Source organism: Bauldia sp. (assembly GCF_965232525.1).
In the GTDB taxonomy this organism is placed as follows: Bacteria; Pseudomonadota; Alphaproteobacteria; order Rhizobiales; family Kaistiaceae; genus Bauldia.
The window spans coordinates 2,534,007-2,556,654 of the sequence record NZ_OZ246980.1 but is presented as its reverse complement, the minus strand read 5'-3'; the positions used below and the strand labels follow the sequence as shown (position 1 = coordinate 2,556,654).

The following is a 22,648-nucleotide window of genomic DNA, read 5'->3' as shown; positions in this document are numbered from 1 at the left end:
GGTCGAAGTCGCCGCTGTCGAGGGCTTGGCTCACGAGAGCTGCTGTCAAAGCAGCAGTTCGTCCTCGTCGAGCGTCTCGCCCCTTTGCCGACGGAACATCTCGACCAGATCCTCAACGCCGAGGCCTTTGCGTTCATCGCCGCCCACGTCGAGGATGATCCGTCCCTCGTGAAGCATGATCGTTCGCGTCCCGAGGTCGAGGGCCTGGCGCATCGAATGGGTGACCATCAATGTGGTCAAGTGATGCTCCGTGACCGTCTTGGCCGTCAGTCGCAGGACGAACTCCGCCATCCCCGGATCGAGCGCGGCGGTGTGTTCGTCGAGCAGCAGAACATTCGAGTCGGCGAGCGTCGCCATGACCAGGGCGAGCGCCTGGCGCTGACCGCCGGAGAGCATCGCCATCCGGTCGCGCAGCCGGCCTTCGAGCCCGAGCCCGAGTGCCGCCAGGCGGTCGCGAAACAGCGCCCGGCGATCCACCGTCAAGGCGGAGGAAAGGCCACGTCGGGTACCGCGTGCCGCGGCAATCGCCAGATTCTCCTCGATCGTCAGGTCGCCACAGCTGCCGGCGAGCGGGTCCTGAAACACGCGCGCGACCCGCGACGACCGCTTCGCCGTCGGCTGGCGGCTGACGTCGACATCGCCGATCACGATCCGGCCGCGCGTCGGAGGGAAGTCGCCGGCGATGGCGTTGAGGAGCGTCGATTTGCCAGCACCGTTTGAGCCGATCACCGTGACGAACTCGCCCGGCTCCATCATCAGGCTGACACCGGCAAGCGCCATCTTCTCGAGCGGCGAGCCCTTGGCAAAGGTTACCGCCAGGTCCTCGACCCGGATCATGTCGCCGGTGCTCCGCCTTTACGCAACCGCGGCAGGATCAGCGCCAGCGCAACGAGCACGGCGGTCGCGAGGTTCACGTCGGACGCCCTGAGGCCGATGTCATCGAACGATAGCGCCAGCTGGATGGCGATCCGATAGATGATCGATCCGACCACCACGCCAATCAGGATGATCAGGATACTGCGCGCCCGGAACAGCGTCTCTCCGACGATCACCGCCGCGAGCCCGACGACGATCGTCCCGACGCCGGATGTGACGTCGGCGAACCCGTTGGTCTGGGCAAACAGCGCCCCGGCCAGCCCGACCAGACCGTTCGACAACGCCATGCCGACATAAATGTAGAGATTGGTCGAGACCCCCTGTGCGCGCGCCATCTGGCTGTTGGCGCCGGTGGCCCGCATGGCGAGCCCGAAGTCGGTGGACAGGAACCAGGCCAGCGCCAGCACCGCGACGATCACCAGCACCGCCAGGAACAGCGGCCGCACCAGATAGCTCTGAAGTCCGAGATCGTAGAACGGCGTCAGCACCGTTTCCTGATTGAGGATCGGCACGTTCGGCCGGCCCATGATCCGGATGTTGATCGAGAACAGCGCGATCATGGTGAGAATCGACGCGAGCAGGTGAAGGATCTTGAACCGCACGTTCAGGAACGCGGTCACCAGCCCCGCGCAGCAACCGGCGATGATCGCCGCACCGGTCGCGACCCATGGATTGATGCCGGCGACGATGAGGACGGCGGTCACCGCCGCGCCGAGCGGGAAGGAGCCGTCGACCGTCAGGTCGGGAAAGTCGAGGATACGGAACGATAGATAGACGCCGAGGCCGACGAAGGCATAGACGAGCCCCAGCTCCGTCGCCCCGAACAATGCGATGATGCTCACGTCGCCCCCTGCCCCGCGCCTTCTTGTTTCTTGCGGGGTGCGCCGGCTCGCTCAGCAAACCGCCCCGTTGCGCTCAGTCTGACCCAGGCACTGCCGTCAGCGCAAACGACCGCGGACCTTGCGCCGGCGAGCCACACGCAAACGGACCGTGTCAAGCGCCGTTCACTTCCAGCATCCAATTGAGGATCAGCCGCCAGTCGGTCATGCGGATCGGCGTCCCGTGCGACCCGGTGTCAAACAGGGCAAACTTAGCCGGATAGTTCGGATCACGCTGCTTGATCCTGTTGAAGAAGGCTTCCTGCTTCTTCCAGCTGATCACGATATCGCCTGTACCGTGACCGATGTAGACCGGCACCCGCCGCTTGAACGCGTCGGTCCGGAAGAAGCCGTTGTCGCTAGTCGAGCCCATCAGCAGGAACCCGTCGATGTGGGACGCCGCCTCCTTGTCGTCGGCGAGCCCCCAGCAGATCCGCCCGCCCAGCGACCCGCAGGCGATGAAGATCGGCGCGCCGGGCGAGTTCTTAGCGTATTCGAGCACCAGCATCTTCGCTTGTGCGACTCCGCGGCGGCCAAGGCTGGGGAAACCTGGCGACAGGTACACACCGTCGTTGCGGGCCATCAGGTTCTTGATGCGGTTGAAGTTGCCGCCGAACATCCAGTCGTTGGCGCCCTGGTGGCGGTTGCCGCGACGGCCGTGAACGTAGATGACCACGGCCTTGGCGCCGCCGTCGACCTTGCCGGTACCGATGAACTTGACGCTGGTCCGCCCTTCCTTGGCGACCATGTCCTTTTCCGTCGCCTTGATCTCGAGGTCTACGTATTCCGGCCTGGTTTTCTCTTCCGGTATCTCGTCGCGCTGATAGAGGTCGCGCTGCTCGACATAGCCGACCTTTACATAGTCACCGCCATGGCTGGTGGCGAGAACGGTCGGATAGGCGAAGAGATCGTCCTTCCACGGCGCGAGGCGGTAACCGGCGGCTCCCGACGGGATCGCAAAGGCGGCGAGTATCGCTGACAGAATCGCGAGACGAACGAGTGTTTTCAACGCTGGCACCCTCCGGAACCGAAAGCCCGTCGCCCTTCTCCAGCCTGCCGGATTACCGGCGGCGCGTCACCCCCCGGAGGTCGGATGGCTCAGGGGCCGGCAGCGCCGGCCCCCGCCGCTCGTCGTTACTCGACGACGGTGTTCGCGCGCTCGATGACGCCGGCCGGGATGGTCACGCCCATCTTCTCGGCGGCGCCGGGATTGACGAACAGGTCGGAACCGGAAGCGAAGGTCACGTCGATGTCGCCGGGGTTCTCGCCGTTCAGCACGCGAGCAACCACTTTCCCGGTCTGGACGCCGACGTCGTAGTAGTTGAAGCCGATCGAGGCGATCGCGCCGCGCTTCACGCTGTCGGTGTCGCCGGCATAGAAGGGAATGTCGTTCTCCTCCGCGACCGAGATGGCCGCCTCGAGCGCCGACACGACGGTGTTGTCGGTGGGCACGTACATGGCGTCGACCTTGCCGACGAGACCGCGAGCCGCGGCCTGGACGTCGGCCGACTTGGTCGCGGCCGCCTCGACGACGGTCAGACCCGCTGGCCCGGCGACTTCCTTGAGCCGATTGACCAGCGAGACCGAGTTGGCCTCGCCCGGATTGAAGAGCACGCCGATCGTCTCGACGTCGGGTGTGATCTCCTTGATCAGTGCGACATGCTCGGCCATCGGTGACATGTCCGACAGGCCGGTGACGTTACCGCCGGGCGCCTCGAGCGACGGGACCAGTTCAGCCGCCAGCGGATCGGTGACGGCGGTGAAGACGATCGGAATGTCCCTGGTCGCTGCCAACGCGGCCTGCGCCGACGGCGTCGAGATCGGCACGATGATGTTGACACCGTCACCGACGAACTGGCGGGCGATCTGGGCCGCGGTTGCCGGCGCACCCTGAGCCGACTGATAGACGAAGTCGATCGTATCGCCATCGATAAATCCTTCCGCGGCAAGCGAGTCCTTAACCCCGTCGCGGGCCGCATCGAGGGCCGGATGTTCGACAATGGCGGTGACGCCGACAGTGACGTCCGCTGCAAACGCGGGCGCGGCAAAAACCGCCGCTGCCAGCGCGAGACCGAGCTTACGCATATGGTTCTCCCGTGGTTGAACGACCCGTATTCAAATACCGGCGGGTCGGATAGCGGGAGAGACGATTTTTCGGCGGTCGAGTCAATGCCGGCACGGCACCGCCGCCGGTGGCGAGTCAGCTCCGGTTGAGCGCCGCCGTTGCTGCCCCCATACCGACCAGGCAGCCGGCGCCGACCCGGTTCATCCAAGTCAGCATCGCGGGCCGGCGCAGCCGAACCCGAACCTGATCGGCCGCTAGCGCAAACAGAAACGCATTGGCAGCCGCTAAGCCGACAAAGGTCGCTTCAAGGATGATCAGCTGCGGCAGGATCGGCTGCGTGCTGTCGATGAACTGGGGGACGAAGGCAACAAAGAAAGCGATGCCCTTTGGGTTGAGCGCGGTGACGACGAAGGCGTGACCGAACACACCACGCGATGGTCTGGGTTCGGCTTGAGACGCCGGATCGGAGACGAAAGGCTTCGACCGCCAGAGCCGGACACCGAGGTAGACCAAATACGCCGCACCGATCCACTTCAGGATCGTGAATAGAGTGGCCGACGTCGCCAGCAGCGCGCCGAGGCCGGCGAGCGACAGTGTCATCGCGACAAAATCGCCGAGGGCGACGCCGGTCGCCATGGCGACCGCTACCTTACGTCCCTGTGTCAGCGCGTAGCTCACGACTAGAAGAACAGTGGGCCCAGGTATCAGGAGCAGCACTGCCGATGCGACGACGAAGGCGAACCAGTTGACCGGATCCATAACTGCAGTTCCCGACTAATGTTTCCGTTAGGATGATGTAATAGGAATGATGTCCGCACAGGGAGGAGGGATTGATTGTGCTCGCAAAATCGACAGTAGCATCCCTCGTCCATGACCGCATATCTTTGGATAGACCATGACCAGGGCTAATCCTCTATATCTTAGCGGTCTTGTCTTGTTGAAGCACACCACGAATGGAGCTTGGCTGGTGGCACCGAAAACGCGGCTGGCACTCATAGCGCTGATAACTATCGGCACCGTTCATACCGGTACGGCGTCACATACGGACAAAACCAAGCCAACCAACAAGTTCATCGATGTGCCGTGTACGGCACCGACCAGCCCGTGCCATCGCAACGACGTCATCCCCAACGAGATGCACTTCATTTACAAGGGCTATTGCACTGATCAACCCGTCCAGACGCCGACAAGGATGACGTGCAAGGGAGATACCAAATACGTCCACTGCAAGCCTCAGCCACCATCGGTATCATTCGGCTACATGGAATGTAACTGCCTCGACGGAAACTTAGTGCAGGGCGGCGAGGCATCCGTGGTTGTGTACTGTTGACTACGTGCTATCGGCCGCGGCAGCATCAGATTTGTCGCCTAGCGCCGTGTCAGATCGTTTCAGCGCGTCTTCACCGTCCAGTTGAAACCCAACCGATCACGCGGTCAGGAAAACAGAATTCCACCGTTGATATCGACGCAGGCACCGGTGATGTAGGCGGATCGGTCAGAGGCAAGAAAGACCGCGAGGTTGCCGACATCCTCCGAACGGCCCTCCCGCTTCAACGGCACGCTGGCGGCGACACGGGCGCGGACCTCGGGCGAGGTGAAGACATTGTGGAAGTCGGTGTCGATCATGCCCGGACAGATCGCGTTGACGCGAATCTTCGGGCCCAGCTCCTTGGCCATACCCCGGGTCATGGTCATCACCGCCCCCTTTGACGTGCCGTAGGCGACCGCGCCGCCACCGCCACCATCGCGGCCCGCCTGGGATGCCATCGTGACGATCGCGCCGCCCTCGTTGAGATGGGGCAACGCCGCCTGCACCAAATGCAAGAGCGAGGTCACGTTGAGATCCATCACCTGCTGCCAGTGCTCCAGAGTGATCTCCGGCACGGTCTTGCGGGCGATCAGCCCGCCGGTGACGTGCACCAGCGCATCGACGGAGCCCCATCTGCCGACCGCCGCCGCGACCAACGCCTGGGCATCGTCGGCGCGGGTCATGTCACCGGCGAGCGCTAGGGCCTGTCCGCCGGCCGCTTCGATCTCGCGCACCGCGCTTTCGGCGCCCTCGGCGCTCTTATGGTAGTTGATCGCCACCCGGGCACCTTCCTCGGCGAGCCGCATGACGCACGCGCGTCCGATATCGCGACCGCCACCGGCAACGATCGCGGTCTTTCCTTCCATGTCCATGATCGAAGCCTCGTCGGTTAGTCGAACAGGTCGTTCACCAGATCGCGCAGATGAGCGACATCCTGGCGCAGAAGGGGCAGGACGTCGTCGCCCATGCGCTGGCGACCCTCGTGACCGGCGGCGGGGGTATATTCGGCGGGCATACAGAACGCCCCAGCGAAGCTGATGGCCTTCATCTGCTCGGCCAGTGCGCGCCACGAGTAGCCGCCATGGGCATGGGTCGTCCAGTGGACCCTGAAGATCGCTTCGTCTTCCTCCGGCCCATTGACGCGCCGATTGAAGGCGCTCTTGAAATTGACCAGCCCGTTGATGCGGTCCTTGACGATGTCGACAGCCATCTCGACCGGCTCGCCGTCTACCGCGCAATGGGCCATGTCGAGAACGGCACAGACCTGCCTGGGATCGTAGCCCTGCAGCATATGCAAGAGCCCGACAGCACTGCCGACGTGGGTTCCGTAGTGGTTTTGCACGCCGATGGCGACGTTATGGCGCTCAAGCGACGGCAGCACGGCATCGAAGGACCGGCGATAGGCATCGACGGAGGCGAGATAGCCCTTCCCCATGTCGATCGGGGCACAGATGCGGATGATGCCGACACCGGCCTCACCGCAAGCGGCGATGGTCGCCTCGTCGTAGCCGCTGGCAATGCTGGGCGTCGCCAGCCCCGCGGCTTCCAGCGTTCGCACCGCGCCGGGCAGGTCGCGGGCAACATTCTCCGGCTCGACCTGGTAGCCGGGTCGTACGGCCAGTTCGACTCCATCGAAGCTCAGGTCGGCGAGCTTGTCTGCCAGCGGACCGATCGGTTCGGTCCAGGGCTTGGTGAACACGGTAATCTTCGGTCTTGCCATGTTTGTCCTTTGCGGGGGAACGGGCCTGCGACGTCTTCAGCCCTTCAGGCCAGTGGTGGCGATGCCCTCGATCAGCCGCCGCTGGAACACGAAGAAGACGATGAACATCGGCACCAGCGATAGCAGCGACATCGCGAGCATCGGTCCCCACGCCGAGACCCCGGTGGACGCCATGAACAGCCGCAAGCCCAGCGGAACGGTGTAGTTCTCGAGCGAGGTCAGATAGACCAGCGGCGTCAGGAAATCCTCGTAGGTCCAAAGGAATGAGAACACCGCGGTGGTGACCAGCGCCGGCGACAGCAAGGGCAGGATGATCGCGAAGTAGATGCGGATCGGACCGGCGCCGTCGATCGCCGCCGCTTCGTCCAGCTCGCGCGGAATTCCGCGGATGAACTGGACCATCAGGAAGATGAAGAAGGCATCGACGGCGAGAAACCGCGGCACCACGATCGGCAGGATGGTGTTCACCCAGCCGAGATTATTGAAGAGCACATATTGCGGGATCAGCGTGGCATGCAGCGGCAGCATGATCGTGCCTAGCATCAGCGCGAACAGCGTCCGCCGGAAGGCAAAGTCGAGCCGGGCGAAGGCGTAAGCCACGAAGCTGCACGCCATCACGTTGCCGATCACGGCGAGCGTCGCGATGACGAAGCTGTTCAGGAAGAACCGGCCGAACGACCCGGCCGGCCCATCCCATCCCTCAACGTAATTCTCCAGCCTGATTTCGGTGGGAATGGCGCTGGGGTCGCTGAAGATCAGGTGCGAGGGCTTGAGCGAGGCGCTGAACAGCCACAACAGCGGATAGAGCATGACGAAGGCGCCGGCGATCAGTCCGAGATGGACCATGAGCCGGCGCGGGCGAAACCCCTGCTCGGACAGGTTAGTCCCGATCGCCATAGTGCACCCAGTACTTCGCCGAGAAGAACGAGGCCGCCGTCGCCGTGGCAATGATCCCCACCAGGATCCAGGCAATGGCGGACGCATAGCCCATGCGGAAATTGGTGAAGCCCTGTTCGTAGAGATAGAGCGTGTAGAACAGGGTCGCGTCGGCCGGGCCGCCGGTTCCGTTGGAAATGATGAAGGACGGCGTGAACGCCTGGAACGATCCGATGATCTGCATGACGAAATTGAAGAAGATGATCGGCGTCAGCAGCGGCAGCGTCACATTGATGAATTTCTGAAACGCGCCCGCGCCGTCGATTGCCGCGCCGTCGTAAAGCTCCTGCGGAATCTGTTTGAGGCCGGCGAGGAAGATCACCATCGGCGAGCCGAATTGCCAGACCGCGAGGCTAACCAGCGTGTAGAGCGCGTAGTCCGGACTGGAAATCCAGCTTGGCCCGTCAATGCCGAAGTTCAGCAGGATCTGGTTGATGACACCGTCGTAGGAGAAGATCTGGCGCCACATGATGGCGATCGCGACGCTACCGCCCAGCATCGACGGCAAATAGTAGATCGATCGATAGAGGCCCAATCCGGCTAAGCCACGGTTGAGCATCAGTGCGATCGCCAGCGCGAAGGCGAGTTTCAGCGGGACGGAAAGGAAGACGTACTCGAACGTGACCCTCAGGGCCGCCCAATAGCGCGCATCTTCGAAGAACAGCGTCCGGTAGTTTTCGAGCCCGATCCATACCGGTTCATTGAAAAGATCATAGGACGTCAGCGACAGATAGGCCGATGCCAGGATCGGGCCGAGGGTCAGGCAGAAAAGCCCGATCAGCCAAGGCGAGAGAAACAGATAGGCGACGGCGTTGCCTTTGGCGGAACGGCCAATCCGACGCCGGCGCGTCGTCTGCACCGGTACTGGGGCGGCGGTCGCTGCCTCGGATTGGTGGGCCGACATGGGCATTCCTCCAGGCGGGAGCAGAGCTCCCCGGCCTGGCGACGAAGAACGATGGCGCCAGGCCGGATATCGGCGTGCCGGTACTACTGCAGCTGGGCGTTCACTTCGTCCATGAACTGCTGGGCCGCCTGCAGCGGCGTCAGTTGGCCGAAGGCGACGCCCTCATTGGCCCGGGTCAGCATACCGCCCATGCCCGGGACACCGGGCAGGCGCGGCGGAGCGGGATTTTCGGCCAGGACATCCAGGTAGGCGACGATAGCCTTGTCAGCGTCCGTCCCCTCTCTCGCCAACGCTTCGCGCCCAGCCTTGGAAGCGGGCACCATACCGCTGTTGCGGTAGAAAATGGCTGCGCCTTCCGGATCGAAGTGCATGAACCGGATGATGTCGATGACCCGCTCCTGATGTTCGCCATCGGCCCAGACCGCGGTCGAGTTGCCGGCATAGGCGTAGTGATGCTGTTTGAGCTCGTCGTCACCTCTGTGCCCATTGGGCATAAGGTGAAGCTCAAGCCGGTCCGTCATCAGCGTCTGAAGGCCGACATAGGAGTCGGTCAGCGTCAGCGTCGACGCCACCCGGCCGGTCACCAGGCCCGATTGGCTGGGCTCGTTGGACAACAGCGCCTGGACTTCCCCTGGCGGGATGCCGCCGCGCTCTCGTGCGTCCGCCCAATAGGCGAACCATTGCGACAGATCTTCGGCCGTGAAGTTCAGGGTGCGCTCAGGGGTGAACAGGGACTTGCCCATGCCGCGCAGAAAGACGTCACTCGGGATCACGTTGCCGCCATTATCCTCCATGCCCCAGAACCGCGGGCCCAGCGCATCGGTGATGGCAACGGCGACATCGGTCATGTCCTCCCAGGTCCACATCGCCGGCGGGATCGGAACGCCGGCTTCCTCGAAGGATGCGGTGTTCATGATGCAGGTCGGCGCGATGGCGTCGTTGGGGATGCCGAACAGCTGACCGTCGCGGGTGGCGGCGGCGAGCGCGCTGCCCAGATAGTCGGACAGATTCAGCGGATCTGGAACGAATTCGTCGAGCGGGCGGATGACGCCGCGGGCGGCATATTCGGCCAGAAGATCGACATTGACGCTGAAGAAGTCGGGCGCGTTGCCGCCGGCCGCTTCAACCGCCAGCCGATCGGTAAAGGCTCTGAAATTGCTCAGCTCAGCGGTGATCTCGACCCCGGGATTGGCCGCTTCATAGGCTTCCCAGACCGCCAGCGTTTGGCGGAGTTGATCCTGGCTTTCAACATAACCACCGGCACGAATGCTTTCTGCCTGCGCGAATGCGGGCAGGCGCATGAAGGCAGCGCTCGCGGCCAGTGCCGTCCCGCCGCGCAGAACGCTCCTTCGTGAAATCGGGCTCTTGATCATGCTTCCTCCTCCATTTTCGCGCGGTCGCGTGCCATTGCTTGCAACTCACGGCTTCGTTGATAGATCGTTATACCTTCTTTTAAAAGGTTCGCAAGCGCGACGTATGGTGTCTAGCACAAATGCCCGTTTTTATAGTGGAAATTGTCTTGGTAGATGTGGTAAGCAAGATAAAACGTAAAACCAAAAATCGGCAAAAGAACACGGTGGCCAAAGAGGTCGGCATCAAGGACGTCGCGACTGCAGCGGGCGTTTCGGCCGGAACAGTTTCCAACGTCATCAACGGGCATAACCGGCGGGTGAGTGCAAAGACCCGCGATCGGGTTTTGCGGGTTATCGAGGAGCTGAACTACACGCCCAATCTGCCGCGCGGCAGCTCAAGTCCGGACGCAGCCATACGATCGGACTGATCGTTCCGTCGGTGGCCAATCCGTTCTGGGGCATGGTCTCGCACCGGGTCGAACGGGCAGCGCTAGCCCGTGGCTACGGGGTCTTGGTGTGCAACGCCGAACGCGATGCCGAGGTCGAGACCCACTACGCGGAGTCGATGCTGAGTTCGTCGGTTCGCGGCGTGATTTTCGGTTCCTCGCCGGTTTCCTTCAATCACCTCCGGCATCTGGTCGACCGCGGACTGCGGGTCGCCGCCTTCGATCGACGGAGCCGAGGCGCCACCGGCGTGGTCGCCTGCTCGGTGAGCGTCAACCAAGAAATGGGCGGGCAGTTCGCCGGCCGTCACCTGATCGGGCTTGGCCACAAGCGGATCGGATTTGTCTCAGGGCCGATCCGAACGACCAGCCGGATCGGCCGTCTCGACGGCCTGCGCCAGGCACTGGAAAAGGCCGGCCTTGAACTCGCGCCTCATCACATATGGCAGGGTGCGACCCAATCCGCTTTCGGCGACGCCGAAGGCGCGGAGCTCGGCCGGATTGCGGTACGCGAACTTCTGGCGACTGCCGATCCGCCGACCGCGATCTTCACCGCCAACGACATGTATGCGCTCGGCGCTTATGCCGGCGCGCGGGACATCGGCGCCAGCGTGCCCGAAGACCTGTCGATCGTCGGTTTCGACGACATCGTTTTCTCGGACATCATGCAGCCCGCGCTCACGACCATCCGCCAGCCGGTGGAGCGGATGGCGGACATCATCGTTCGCGCGCTGATCCACAGCCTGGAGGGCGATACGCGCGATGATATGGAGACACCGGAGCCCCATACCGGCATCACACCCGAACTGGTGGTGCGGGCCTCGACCGCCCCGCCCAGATCCGACTGAGATCGACAACGGAGACTCTCGGCCATGACGACGGCAATCGCAGACCTGTCGGGCAAGACGATCCTGATCGCCGGCGCGACCAGCGGCATGGGGCGTGCGACAGCGCTGATGGCGGCAAGTGCTGGCGGACGGCTGATCGTTCTCGGGCGCGACCGCCGCCGGCTGGACGAAACCGCTCGCGAATGCCGCGCCGCCGGCGCGGCCGACGTCGCCGGGATCCAGATCGACGCGACCGATCCTGACGCGCTCGATCGGGTGCTGGGTGCCCATGACGATGTCCTCAAGACCGACATCCTCGTCAATTCGGTCGGCATGAACGTCATGCGTCGCGCTTTCGTCGAGCTGTCACGGGACGATTGGCTCTCGATGCTTGATGTCAATCTCAACGCCGCATTCAACTTGACGCGGGCCATCCTGCCGCCGATGCGGGCGCGCGGCGGTGGGCTCGTCATTCACGTCGCCTCGACCGCCGCCGTCCGGCCCGACCTCTCAGGCGCCGCCTACCAGGCCAGCAAGGCGGCGGTGCGCGCCATGAGCCACGCAGTGATGGAAGAGGAGTGGGCCAACGGCATCCGCATGACCACCATCCTGCCGGGCATGACCGACACACCCTTGCTTGACAAACGGCCAGTGCCGATCCCGGCCGAAACGCGAGCCAACGCGCTCCAGCCCGAGGACGTGGCACGCACCTGTCTCTATGTCATGGGCTTGCCGCCGCGGGCGCATGTCGTGGAGGTCCTCCTGCAACCCGCACGCCGCTGACGACCCAAGGAACACGGATGACCGACCGACCCAAAGTAGCGATGCTGATGCCGAGCGCCACCCGCGCCCGGGTGCTCGCCCCCGCCGACGCCGACCGCCTGGCAAGCTTTGCCGACGTGGCGATGTTCGAGGATCGCGAGCTTACCGGCGACGGATTACCGGAGCTCCTCGACGGCGCGGTTGCTGCGATCACCGGATGGAAGAGCCCGCCACTGCCGGCTGCGGCTCTCGAAGAGGCGTCGGCGCTGCGCTTTGTTGCCCACGCGGCCGGATCGGTGCGCTTCCTGGACGTCGCCGATGCGGTCGCCGCCGGGCGTCTGCGCGTCAGTCATTCGGCGGCGATGATTGCCCAACCGGTTGCCGAATTCACCGTCGCCCAGATGCTCATGCATCTGCGCCATATCGTCGAGTTCGACGCCGGCATGCGAGCGCGCGAGCCTTGGTTCCAGCTCCGCGACAAGCAATTGGGCCAGATGCTTTGCGACCAGACCGTCGGCCTCGTCGGCGCCGGCTATGTCGGGCGGCTGGTGATCGATCTCCTGCGTGCCTTCAAGCCGCGCGTCCTGGTCTACGATCCCTATCTGACCGACGAGGGCGCCGAGGCCCTCGGCGTGACGCGCGCGAGCCTCGAAGAACTCTTCGCCGCGTGCGACATCGTCTCGCTTCACGCGCCGGTGATCCCGGAAACGCGCCACATGATTACCGGCGAGCATCTGGCCCAGCTTCGTGACGGCGCGCTGCTCATCAATACCGCCCGCGCCGCGATCATCGACGAGGCGGTGCTGCTCGATCATCTTCGCACCGGCCGCTTCACGGCGGCGATCGATGTGTTCGAAACCGAACCTCTGCCCGACGACAGTCCGCTCCGTGACCTTCCCAATGTGCGACTGGCGCCGCACGCGTCCGGGCACAGCGCCGGCAGCTATCTGCGCCAGGGCCGCACCGCAGTCGAGGAAGTGCACCGGTTCGTGACCGGCGCGCCGCTCCAGCACGAAGTCACCAAGGAAAAACTCGCGCTGATGGCCTGATGGCAGACACCTCCAGCCACGCCATGCCCATCGGTTTGGCTAACAGCGCTGTCCGAACATAGATGGTGCGGGCGGGGGGACTCGAACCCCCACGGGCTTACGCCCAACGGATTTTCGTACCAGCTACGGCTTTCGCCGCCCCGCTCACCCGGTCTGAGCCGACCGACGGGTTCGTGGTCTGGACTATCCCTTCACCCTACGCCTCAAGCGCTTAGGTGCTGCCCGTCTAGTCTCTACACCTTCCCGCGGGACCGTCCCCATGGGCTTGGCTCGGGATCGCCATCTGACAGGGTTCCCCGAATTTGAGCAGTTCTGCATCCCGGGTTTCCCGCAGGAGCACTCAATCCTCTTTCAAGTCCGTTGCGTCTACCGGTTTCGCCACGCCCGCGTGACCGGGGCTGTATAGCCGCGCGCCCGCTCCGGGCCAAGCTTCGCGGGCGTTTCGTGCCGCCATGAAGACGGGTCGGCTGTCCACGACACGCCATATCGTACGATATATCTTGACAGCGCGATAAACGTCGCCCACGTTATGTCTCACGATATAACGAACGGAGCTTCGAATGCACAAGTGTCACGGCTATTGGTATGGGGCCGGACGGCGGGGTTATCGCGGCCACGGCCAGGGGGGCCCCTTCGGTGGCCGGTTTCGGGGGGGCGGCAGAGGCCCTTTCCGTGGCGGCAAGATGATCGCCGATGGCGATCTGCGCCTCATCGTCCTCGCCCTCCTCGAAGAGGAACCGCGGCACGGCTACGATGTGATCAAGTCGCTGGAGAGCCGGTCGCGGGGCGCCTACAGCCCCAGCCCCGGCGTCGTCTATCCGACATTGACCTTCCTCGAGGAGGCCGGCTACGCGACGACGACAACAGAGGGGAACAAAAAGGTCTACGCCATCACCGAGGCCGGGCGAACCCACCTCGATGAGAACCGCGACATCGCCGACACCATCCTTTCGGCAATGGAGGCGTACGGCGCCAAGATGGCAAAGGCGAGCGCTTGGTACTACCGACAGGAGGATGGCGCCCAATCGGACATCGCTGGCGTTCTTCCCGAGGTGAATGAAGCCCGCCGCGCACTGAAGGCGGCCATCGCCGATACGCTCGAAGCCTCCGACGACGAGCAAAAGCGGGTGGCGCAAATCCTTCGCGATGCCGCGGCAGCCATCCGCAAGACTGACGACCACTGAAGCCCACGATCAGGCGACCGGCCGCGGGTTTCATCGCCGCGCCGGTCGCCTGTTGTTTCAAATGAATTTCTGGTCACCAAACCGGCTAACCTCAGCCGACGCGCCCCTGTGACCGGCGTCACAGCATGGGAGTCGCGAACCGGCTAAGTGCCGTACCGGAAGCAAGTTGGCCCATTGTTTTCCGGACTGCGTTTCTCGGCTGAAACGCTGCTTTCGTCGCCGGTTACGGCGGATACTTCATATCGACATGAGCGACCTGTGCCCGGCTTTACGGGTGCCGTTCTTCATTCTTTTCAGGAGCCCATTACCATGGCCAAGTACCGCACCCTCCTCCCCCAGGTGAACCGCGAAGAGATCTTCCTCACCGACGGTGGGCTGGAGACTTGCCTCATCTTCCACGACAAGATCGATCTGCCCCATTTCGCGGCGTTCGACCTCCTCAAGAACGCGACCGGTCGCGACCAGCTGCGCACCTACTATCGGCGCTATGTGGAAATCGCCAGGGATGCCGGGCTCGGATACATCCTCGAGACTCCGACGTGGCGGGCGAGCTCTGACTGGGGCAGCAAGCTCGGCTACGACGCGCGCAGGGTCACCGATATGAACCACGACGCGGTGGCTTTGATGATGGAGCTCCGCCGCGACTTCGAGACGGCGAAGACACCGATGGTGATCAGCGGCTGTATCGGCCCGCGTGGCGATGGCTATGTGCCGGCCAACACGATGAGCGCCGACGAGGCGGAGACCTATCACCGCCCGCAGATCGACGCTTTCCGCCGCGCTGGCGCCGACATGGTCACCGCGATCACGATGAACGAATCGCCGGAAGCGATCGGAATCGCGCGAGCCGCGGCAAGCATAGACATACCGGTGGTGATCTCCTTCACGGTCGAAACCGACGGACGGCTGCCGACCGGTGAGACCCTCAAGGACGCCATCGCGACCGTCGATCTCGCGACCTGCGCGGCGCCGACCTATTACATGATCAACTGCGCCCACCCGACCCACTTCGATTTTCTGTTCGACAGCAACGAGCCCTGGCTCCAGCGCATTCAGGGCCTCAGAACCAACGCGTCGACCCTCAGCCACGCCGAGCTTGACGAGGCGTCGGACCTCGATGATGGCGATCCGGTGGACCTGGGCGCAAGGCATGCGGCGTTGCGCGATAAGCATCCGCAACTCATCGTAATGGGCGGCTGCTGCGGCACCGACCATCGCCACGTGAAGGAAATCTGCCTGGCTTGCATGGCTGTCGCCTGACCCATGCTGAACCGCCGCTGAACGACTGGCTCAGCGGCGGTTCAAGCCCGGTCGGGCACTGTCAGTTCCACAAAATCGGCGTTCCGTCTTGTGGAGTTACCGATGACCAATGATCACCTTCGTTCAGTGTTCGCAACAATGCAGATTCTCTCGGTCGCGGGCGATGATCGCCGCCACAGCGTCTACGACCTGTTGGTTGCTCCGAAAGCCAGCACCGATCGTTCGATCGAACGGCGCATCCCGCGCCTTCGCCTGCCCGACGCCGTCGGCGGACGAACGACGCGGTTCCCGCGCCTGCGTTCGCGTGCCGTTCCGCGCCACAGCTGAGCGGTCGCGCCGCGTTCCGCCTAGTCAGCCAGGAACCTTGAGAAGGCGTCGGCATAGTCCGGGTGCCAGCGCGACAGCGGTGGCCGGTTCTCGGTGATGTCGCCGGCGCCCCACGCGATCCGCTTGGCGTCGGTGGCGGAGTCCACATCATTGTCCGGACAGATGATGTAGAAGTCGCCGCGCGCCGTCGCCTCGATCATAAGGTCGACCACCTGATCCGGCCACCACGCACCGTCCGGCTTCTCCGCGCCGCTCGCCGCGGTCAATCCGGTAAACGTCCAGCCGGGTACCAGCAGATGGGACGTGACCTTGCATCCGACCGTATTGCGGAGCGTGTGCTGAAGCCCCTCGGTCAGCACCTTCACGCCAGCCTTGGAGACGTTGTAGGCGGTGTCGCCCGGCGGGCAGGTGATCCCCTGTTTCGAGCCGGTGTTGACGATCATCGCGTCATTGCCCTGATCGATCATCGCCGGACCGAAGGCTTGAACGCCGTTGATCACGCCCCACAGGTTGGTGTTGATGACCCGCTGCCAGTCTTCGTAGCCGTCGAACGGCCCGCCGCCACCACCGGTGCCGGCGTTGTTCATCAAGACGGCGACGTCACCAAAGGAGTCATAGGCCCGCTCTTTCAAAGCCTCGACCTGATCGCGCTGGGCGACATCGCATTGCACGGTGACGACCTCGACCTCGTCGTTCGACACGGCTTCGACAATCGCGTCGGCCGCCGAGGCCAGCGCCGACTCCACTAGGTCGGCGATCATCACCTTCATGCCGAGGGTGGCGAAACGCTTGGCGGCGGAGAGGCCGATGCCGGACGCGCCACCGGTGATGACCGCGGCGCGGCCAGCCTGAATTGCGGGATGAAATGCCATGGGTGTTGGTCCTTACTCGGTGGGGAAACGACGAATGCGATCGATCAAGTAGGCTACCGCCCGTCCTCCTGCGCGATCGGCGGCTGGAACGAATAGCCCATGTCCCAGGGGAAATAGATCCAGGTGTCCTGGCTGACCTCGGTGATAAAGGTGTCGACCATCGGCCGGCCAGCCGGCTTGGCGTAGACCGTAGCATAATGGCACTTGGGCACCATGCCGCGGACCAGCTTGGCAGTCTTGCCGGTGTCGACCAGATCGTCGATGACCAGAACCGCCTCGCCCTCGCCTTCGGCGAGATCGACGAAGGTCTGTCCGACCGGCTTCAATACGTCCAGGTCCCCCTGATCCTTGTACTCGTGATAGGAGGCGACGCAGACCGTCTCGATCAGCCGGATGCCGAGTTCGCGGGCGACGATGGCCGCCGGCACCAGCCCGCCACGGGTGACGCACACGATCGCCTGCCACGAGCCCTTGTCCGAGAGGCGCCACGCCAGCGCCCGCGCGTCGCGATGAAACTGGTCCCACGAAACCGGAAACGCTTTGCTGCGTGGATCGCTCATCGCTTGCCCCCTCGTTTGGCCGACTGCCTCATGCCCGGCCCCGCAGCCCTTCCAGCATCGCCTCGGCCGCAGCCTCGGCTTCGTCGAGCAGCGCGGCATCCCGGGCGCGCAGCACGATCGTCGTCGTGAATCCGACGCCTTCCTCGAAGTGCGGGTAACTGCCCATCGACACGTCCGGAAAAGCCGCCTGCAATTCGCCGAGCGGCCCCGCCACATCGCCTTCCTTGAGGCCGGCGGCGAGCGACCGCGACTGCATCCTGGCGCCGGTCGGCAGGGTTTCGGCAACAGCATCGAGCATTGCCTGCATGATCGACGGAACCCCGGCCATGACGTGAACGTTGCCGAGGGTGAAGCCCGGCGCTTTCGACACCTTGTTTTCGATCAGATCGGCACCGTCCGGAATCCGCGCCATGCGCAAGCGCGCCTCGTTCAACTGGTCCTTCGGAATCCGTTCGAGCAGCAGGTCGACCGCGCGCTGGTCGACGTCAATCGGCACGCCAAATGCCTTGGCGACCGAGTCGGCGGTGATGTCGTCGTGGGTGGGCCCGATCCCGCCGGTGGTGAACACGTGATCGAAACGATGGCGCAGCGCGTCGAGTGCCGCGACGATGTCGTCCTCGACGTCCGGTACGACGCGGACCTCGCGCAGGTCGATGCCGATCCCGGTGAGGTACTCGGCGATGTAGCCGATGTTCTTGTCCTTGGTCCGGCCCGACAGGATCTCATCGCCGATGACGAGCAGCGCCGCGGTGACGACGGTCGGTTCGGATAGTTCGGTCACGGACGACTCCCTGCTGCCGGGAGCCGTGCTCTACCACCGCCCTTGCCGCCGGGGCAACCGCGGGCTAGAGCGGCGTCATGCGTCTCCCCTCCCCGTTGATCGAAGGGCGGCTCGTTCGCCGCTACAAGCGCTTTCTCGCCGACGTTACCCTTGCCGATGGCGAGATGGTCACGGTCCACTGCGCCAATCCCGGTTCAATGACCGGTCTGGCCGAGCCGGGCATGCGGGTGCTGCTGTCACGATCCAACAACCCCAAGCGAAAACTGCCCTTGTCCTGGGAGCTGGTCGAAGCCGACGGTGGCCTGGTCGGCATCAACACCGCCCACCCCAACCGTATCGCCGAAGAAGCGATCCGTGCCGGCACCGTCCCCGAACTCGCCGGTTATGCGAGCATGGCGCGCGAGGTCCGCTACGGCCGCAACTCCCGGATCGACATCTTGCTTGGCGGTGACGAGCGACCCGACACTTACGTCGAAGTGAAGAACGTCCACTTGCTCCGCCATTCCGGCCTGGCCGAATTCCCAGACTCAGTGACCGCCAGAGGCGCTAAGCACCTTGACGAGCTTGTCGACGTCGTGGCCGGCGGCGGACGCGCGGTCATGTTTTATCTCGTTCAGCGGACCGATGCGGACCGCTTCGCCCTCGCCCGGGACATCGATCGGCGTTATGGGGAGGCGTTTGACCGGGCGCGTGAGGCCGGCGTCGAAATGCTGGCCTACCGCTGTACGATCACCGAGCAGGACATCTCGGTGTCCGAGCCACTGACGGTCGCCGAGTAGTGTGTCGGCGAGCCTTGTATCCGGCCGCCAAAGCGGTCATATCGTCGGATGAAGATTTATCATTTCGATAGTGACGGATTGAACGATGGTGAGTTACGTCGAGGCTGACCTCGCGCCGGTGAAAAACGACGGCAAGATCAAGCTTCATGGACCGGAAGCGTTCGCCGGCATGCGCAAGGCTGGCGCGTTGGTGGCCGAATGCCTCGACCTGGTCGACGGCATGATCGAGCCGGGTCTCCCGACCCAGGCCATCGACGATGTTGTCTACGACTTCGCGCTGAAAAACGACGCGATCCCCGCGACACTCGGTTACAAGGGCTACACCAAGTCGAGCTGCACCTCGATCAATCACGTCGTCTGTCACGGCATCCCCGGCGAGAAGCCGCTGCGCGACGGCGACATCGTCAACATCGATGTCACCCTCATCGTCGATGGCTGGCATGGCGATTCCAGCCGGATGTACAAGGTGGGCAACGTCAAGCGCGCGGCCGAACGGCTGGTCGATGTGACCTACGAAGCGATGATGCGGGGCATCGAGGCAATCCGTCCTGGCAACACCACCGGCGATCTAGGCTATGCGATCCAGGAATACGCAGAGTCCGAACGATGCAGTGTCGTTCGCGATTTCTGCGGCCATGGCCTCGGGCTCTTGTTCCACGACGTGCCCAACATCCTGCACTATGGCAGCCCCGGCGAGGGCGTCGCCTTCAAGCCGGGCATGATCTTCACCGTCGAGCCGATGATCAATCTCGGCCGCCCGCAGGTGAAGATCTTGTCGGACGGCTGGACTGCGGTGACCCGCGACCGGTCCCTGTCGGCGCAGTTCGAGCACTCGGTGGGCGTCACCGAAGACGGCTGCGAGATCTTCACGCTCTCGCCGAAAGGCCTGCATCCGCCCCGTCGTTCGTAAGCATGGCCGGCTTTCGCGAGAAAGGCGGGGCCGTACCCCACTATCACGACCACCGCGAGCGGCTGCGGGCCCGTTTCGATGAGATCGGCGGCAGTCGGCTGCCCGATTACGAGCTCCTGGAATTGATTCTGTTCCAGGCGATCCCGCGGGTCGACACCAAGCCGATCGCCAAGGCGCTGCTTCAGCGCTTCGGCAGCTTCGCCGAAGTGCTGGCCGCCCCGGTTCCGCGGCTGATGGAGGTGAAGGGCGTCGGCGAGAAAGCCGCCCACCACCTGAAGGTCACCTACGCCGCCGCTCAGCGTTTCCTCAAGGACCCGGTCAAGGACCGGCCGCTTCTCGATTCATGGTCGGCGGTCATCGACTATTGCCGCGCGGCCATGGCCTACGAGTCGATTGAGCAGTTCCGCGTTCTGTTTCTCGACAAGAAGAACACGCTGATCGCCGATGAAGTGCAGCAAAGCGGCACCGTCGACCATACGCCGGTCTATCCCCGCGAAGTGGTCAAACGAGCACTGGAGTTATCCTCGACGGCGATCATCCTGGTGCACAACCACCCTTCCGGCGACCCGACCCCGTCGCGGGCCGATGTCGCCATGACCAAATCCCTGGTCGACATTGCCCGGCCGCTGGGGATCGCCGTGCACGACCACATCATCGTCGGCAGGGACGGCCACGCCAGCTTCCGTGGCCTCAAGCTGATCTGACGGCCTATCCCTCCTCCAGCCAGCGCACGTCTTCAGGCGTGAGTTTGATGTCCAGCGCTTCGAGCGAATCCTCTAGCTCCCCAAGCGCCAGCGGTCCGATCAGCGGGATGACCGGAAAGTCCTGCGCCAGGCAATAGGCGAGCGCTACATGCAAGGGGCTCTTGCCCAGCCGCTCGCCGAGCGCGATCGCGCGTTCCCGCCGCCCGAAGTTCTTGTCGCTGTACCAGCTCTCGGCGAGTTCCGCGTCATCCGTCTTGTCCGGCGCCGCGCGGTCGGTGAAGAAGCCCCGCGCCTGGCTCGACCAGGCGAAATCCGGGATCTGCCGGGCACGTAGCCACGCCTTCCACGCGTCGTCCGACGAGGAGACGACGCCTGGCCAGACCGGCTTGATCATCTCGGCGAGCGAGAAGTTGTTAGAGAGAGCGCCAGGCGCCTGTCGGCCGTTCTGCTCGGCATACGTGGTCGCCTCGTCCATCCGCTCGCGACTCCAGTTCGAGCCGCCATAGATGCGAATACGGCCGGCCTTCACTTCGGCGTCCATCGCATCGACGAACTCGCCGACCGGGATGTCGAGGTTGTCGCGGTGCATGAAATAGACGTCGATCGTGTCGGTCTGCAGGCGTTGCAGCGACTGATCGAGCTGCTTGGCGATGATGTCCGGATAGGTGAGCGGTGCGTGCGCGCCCTTGCCGATCAGGACGACATCGTCGCGAACGCCGCGCGACGCCATCCAGGCGCCGAGCAGTTCGTCGCACAAGCCACCGCCGTAAATCCAGGCGCTGTCGAGGACGTTGCCACCACGCTCGTAGAACGCGTCGCAGATGATGGCCGCCTGGGCGAACGAGGAGAAATTGGCCCCGCCGAGGGCAATGACCGACGCCGGCCGGTCGAGCCCTTTCAGCGAACGCCGCGGCATCGGCGACTGCGGTTGGCCGAGCGACCGGCCGTCGACCTTGGTCTGGCGCTGACCCGGTTTCTCGAAGTCGTAGGTGAGCCCGATCTCTTTGCGCCAGCGATCGAGCGTCTTCATGTTGCCCAGCGTATCCGCCCAGGTGACCCCCGGTGGATCGAGCTCGGTCCGCCCCTCACGGATCGCACGGCCGACGGCATCGATCTCGAACGTGTAGAGCGCGCGTGGCTCGTCGACGACGATGCGCTCGACATTGCCGTTGGGTTTGTTGATCAAAATGTCCTTGTTGCCGCCTTTGCGGCCGGTGCCGAGCCAGGGTTCGTCGACCGACATCCATCCCTCCGTGCCGAACACCCGGAGCTGATTGTCCTGCGCAACGGTGATGCTGCCGGCAACCTCGGCAACGATATCGCCGGGGAAGCACAGAACCGCCGCTGCCCATTCGTCGACGGCGGTCGCGCCGAGATGCCCGACGCCGCGAACCTCGACCGGATCGGCGAACGGCGCGCCGGATGCCGCACCAGCCACCAGTCGCGCCAGCGAGACGACGTAGCAACCGACATCGAGCACGGCACCGCCGGCCGCGTCATGGGCAAGCAGCCGATGGGTCGGATCCGGATTGCCGATCCGAAAACCGAAGCTCACCTTGATCATTCGAATTTCGCCAAGCACGCCAGCGCGGAGCAGCTCGACGATCCGCTCGGTGAGCGGATGGACTCGGTTCATGAACGCTTCCGCCAGGAAGGTTCCCGCCTTGCGCGCGGCGACGATCATCGCCTCGGCTTCCGCCGCCGATACGGCGATCGGTTTCTCGCAAAGCACATGCTTGCCTGCTTCGGCGGCGCGGATCGCCCACTCGGCGTGCGACACGTGCGGTGTCGCGATGTAGATCGCTTCGACCTCAGGATCGGCGATCATCGCCTCGTAGCCGTCGAGGATTCGCGCCCCGGGAAAGGCGTCGGCCAGGCCCGGTCGGTTGGGATTGCGGGTAGCGATCGCGGCCAGTCGGCCGGTCTGCGAACCCGGCAGATTGTCGGCGAACTGGCGGGCGATCGAGCCCGGGCCGATGATCCCCCAGGCGACTGTGGTTATATCGTTCATGCGATAACCTCGGCTTCCTCACATTCTCTCATTATTCGGCGCAGCCGGCCGATCCACCGGGAACGGCGGCCGGCTCGCTCATACGCTTTTGGGGACCCGATCTGCCGCCAAACACGGCATCGCGGGACAGGAAAACAGG

Annotated in this window: 24 protein-coding genes; 10 read left to right on the top strand and 14 right to left on the bottom strand. The window is 64.1% G+C overall.

The annotated features are described in order from the left end of the window. Nucleotides 1-45: 45 nt before the first annotated feature. From ACO076_RS12115 to ACO076_RS12070, 10 genes are all read right to left on the bottom strand, one after another. Complete coding sequence (locus tag ACO076_RS12115; protein ID WP_421723089.1) at nt 46-837, bottom strand: ABC transporter ATP-binding protein; 792 nt, start codon at nt 835-837, stop codon at nt 46-48. After that, a complete protein-coding gene (locus ACO076_RS12110) occupies nt 834-1,718 on the bottom strand; it encodes an ABC transporter permease (protein WP_421723088.1) in 885 nt (294 codons plus the stop codon). The genes ACO076_RS12115 and ACO076_RS12110 overlap by 4 nt, the downstream gene beginning before the upstream one ends. Before the next feature lie 151 nt (nt 1,719-1,869). After that, on the bottom strand, nt 1,870-2,772 hold the full coding sequence (locus tag ACO076_RS12105; protein ID WP_421723087.1) for an alpha/beta hydrolase: 903 nt from the start codon (nt 2,770-2,772) through the stop codon (nt 1,870-1,872). Nucleotides 2,773-2,888: 116 nt separating this feature from the next. Beyond that, nucleotides 2,889-3,839 carry an ABC transporter substrate-binding protein gene (locus ACO076_RS12100; protein WP_421723086.1) on the bottom strand — a complete coding sequence of 317 codons (951 nt, stop codon included), beginning with the start codon at nt 3,837-3,839 and terminating at the stop codon, nt 2,889-2,891. 115 nt (nt 3,840-3,954) lie between these two features. Next, nucleotides 3,955-4,578 carry a LysE family translocator gene (locus tag ACO076_RS12095; RefSeq protein ID WP_421723085.1) on the bottom strand — a complete coding sequence of 208 codons (624 nt, stop codon included), beginning with the start codon at nt 4,576-4,578 and terminating at the stop codon, nt 3,955-3,957. 675 nt (nt 4,579-5,253) lie between these two features. Continuing rightward, entirely contained in the window at nt 5,254-6,003 is a 750-nt protein-coding gene (locus ACO076_RS12090) for an SDR family NAD(P)-dependent oxidoreductase (protein ID WP_421726727.1), read from the bottom strand. Between the two features lie 14 nt (nt 6,004-6,017). Further along, nucleotides 6,018-6,848: a sugar phosphate isomerase/epimerase family protein gene (locus tag ACO076_RS12085; protein ID WP_421723084.1), complete on the bottom strand. Its 831-nt coding sequence runs from the start codon at nt 6,846-6,848 to the stop codon at nt 6,018-6,020. A gap of 36 nt (nt 6,849-6,884) precedes the next feature. Beyond that, nucleotides 6,885-7,745, bottom strand: a complete 861-nt coding sequence (locus ACO076_RS12080; protein WP_421723083.1) for a carbohydrate ABC transporter permease — start codon at nt 7,743-7,745, stop codon at nt 6,885-6,887. Next, the gene (locus ACO076_RS12075) at nt 7,729-8,688 is read right to left on the bottom strand and encodes a carbohydrate ABC transporter permease (RefSeq protein ID WP_421723082.1); all 960 of its coding nucleotides are present in this window, start codon (nt 8,686-8,688) and stop codon (nt 7,729-7,731) included. Before ACO076_RS12075 ends, ACO076_RS12080 begins: the two co-directional genes overlap by 17 nt. A gap of 83 nt (nt 8,689-8,771) precedes the next feature. Then, nucleotides 8,772-10,061 (bottom strand): ABC transporter substrate-binding protein, encoded by a 1,290-nt coding sequence (locus tag ACO076_RS12070; protein WP_421723081.1) that lies wholly within the window; start codon nt 10,059-10,061, stop codon nt 8,772-8,774. 119 nt (nt 10,062-10,180) lie between these two features. Between ACO076_RS12070 and ACO076_RS12065 the strand changes: the two genes are divergently transcribed. The 7 genes from ACO076_RS12065 to ACO076_RS12035 all read left to right on the top strand — a co-directional run bounded on the left by ACO076_RS12065 (nt 10,181) and on the right by ACO076_RS12035 (nt 15,892). Continuing rightward, nucleotides 10,181-10,468 (top strand): LacI family DNA-binding transcriptional regulator, encoded by a 288-nt coding sequence (locus ACO076_RS12065; RefSeq protein ID WP_421723080.1) that lies wholly within the window; start codon nt 10,181-10,183, stop codon nt 10,466-10,468. 11 nt (nt 10,469-10,479) lie between these two features. Continuing rightward, the gene (locus ACO076_RS12060; protein ID WP_421723079.1) at nt 10,480-11,331 is read left to right on the top strand and encodes a LacI family DNA-binding transcriptional regulator; all 852 of its coding nucleotides are present in this window, start codon (nt 10,480-10,482) and stop codon (nt 11,329-11,331) included. A gap of 24 nt (nt 11,332-11,355) precedes the next feature. Then, nucleotides 11,356-12,093, top strand: a complete 738-nt coding sequence (locus ACO076_RS12055; RefSeq protein ID WP_421723078.1) for an SDR family oxidoreductase — start codon at nt 11,356-11,358, stop codon at nt 12,091-12,093. A gap of 17 nt (nt 12,094-12,110) precedes the next feature. After that, nucleotides 12,111-13,121 (top strand): hydroxyacid dehydrogenase, encoded by a 1,011-nt coding sequence (locus ACO076_RS12050; RefSeq protein ID WP_421723077.1) that lies wholly within the window; start codon nt 12,111-12,113, stop codon nt 13,119-13,121. Between the two features lie 560 nt (nt 13,122-13,681). After that, the gene (locus tag ACO076_RS12045; protein WP_421723076.1) at nt 13,682-14,305 is read left to right on the top strand and encodes a PadR family transcriptional regulator; all 624 of its coding nucleotides are present in this window, start codon (nt 13,682-13,684) and stop codon (nt 14,303-14,305) included. 309 nt (nt 14,306-14,614) lie between these two features. After that, nucleotides 14,615-15,565, top strand: coding sequence for a homocysteine S-methyltransferase family protein (locus ACO076_RS12040; RefSeq protein WP_421723075.1), 951 nt, complete (start codon nt 14,615-14,617; stop codon nt 15,563-15,565). 138 nt (nt 15,566-15,703) lie between these two features. Next, nucleotides 15,704-15,892, top strand: coding sequence for a hypothetical protein (locus ACO076_RS12035; protein ID WP_421723074.1), 189 nt, complete (start codon nt 15,704-15,706; stop codon nt 15,890-15,892). 20 nt (nt 15,893-15,912) lie between these two features. Here the strand turns inward: ACO076_RS12035 and ACO076_RS12030 are convergent, their stop codons facing one another. From ACO076_RS12030 to ACO076_RS12020, 3 genes are read right to left on the bottom strand one after another with little or no spacing between them, the layout of a single operon-like run. After that, the gene (locus tag ACO076_RS12030) at nt 15,913-16,764 is read right to left on the bottom strand and encodes an SDR family NAD(P)-dependent oxidoreductase (protein ID WP_421723073.1); all 852 of its coding nucleotides are present in this window, start codon (nt 16,762-16,764) and stop codon (nt 15,913-15,915) included. A gap of 53 nt (nt 16,765-16,817) precedes the next feature. Continuing rightward, entirely contained in the window at nt 16,818-17,324 is a 507-nt protein-coding gene (gene gpt, locus ACO076_RS12025) for a xanthine phosphoribosyltransferase (RefSeq protein ID WP_421723072.1), read from the bottom strand. Nucleotides 17,325-17,352: 28 nt separating this feature from the next. Beyond that, nucleotides 17,353-18,105 (bottom strand): competence/damage-inducible protein A, encoded by a 753-nt coding sequence (locus tag ACO076_RS12020; protein ID WP_421723071.1) that lies wholly within the window; start codon nt 18,103-18,105, stop codon nt 17,353-17,355. Nucleotides 18,106-18,182: 77 nt separating this feature from the next. On the opposite strand from ACO076_RS12020, the gene sfsA reads away from it, so the two are divergent. The 3 genes from sfsA (at nt 18,183) to radC (ending at nt 20,498) form a co-directional block, all read left to right on the top strand. Further along, entirely contained in the window at nt 18,183-18,884 is a 702-nt protein-coding gene (gene sfsA, locus ACO076_RS12015; RefSeq protein ID WP_421723070.1) for a DNA/RNA nuclease SfsA, read from the top strand. A gap of 85 nt (nt 18,885-18,969) precedes the next feature. Beyond that, on the top strand, nt 18,970-19,794 hold the full coding sequence (gene map / locus ACO076_RS12010) for a type I methionyl aminopeptidase (protein ID WP_421723069.1): 825 nt from the start codon (nt 18,970-18,972) through the stop codon (nt 19,792-19,794). Nucleotides 19,795-19,796: 2 nt separating this feature from the next. Further along, a complete protein-coding gene (gene radC, locus ACO076_RS12005; protein ID WP_421723068.1) occupies nt 19,797-20,498 on the top strand; it encodes a RadC family protein in 702 nt (233 codons plus the stop codon). Nucleotides 20,499-20,502: 4 nt separating this feature from the next. On the opposite strand, the gene ACO076_RS12000 is transcribed toward radC, so the two are convergent. Then, the gene (locus tag ACO076_RS12000; RefSeq protein ID WP_421723067.1) at nt 20,503-22,509 is read right to left on the bottom strand and encodes an aldo/keto reductase; all 2,007 of its coding nucleotides are present in this window, start codon (nt 22,507-22,509) and stop codon (nt 20,503-20,505) included. Nucleotides 22,510-22,648 lie beyond the last annotated feature (139 nt).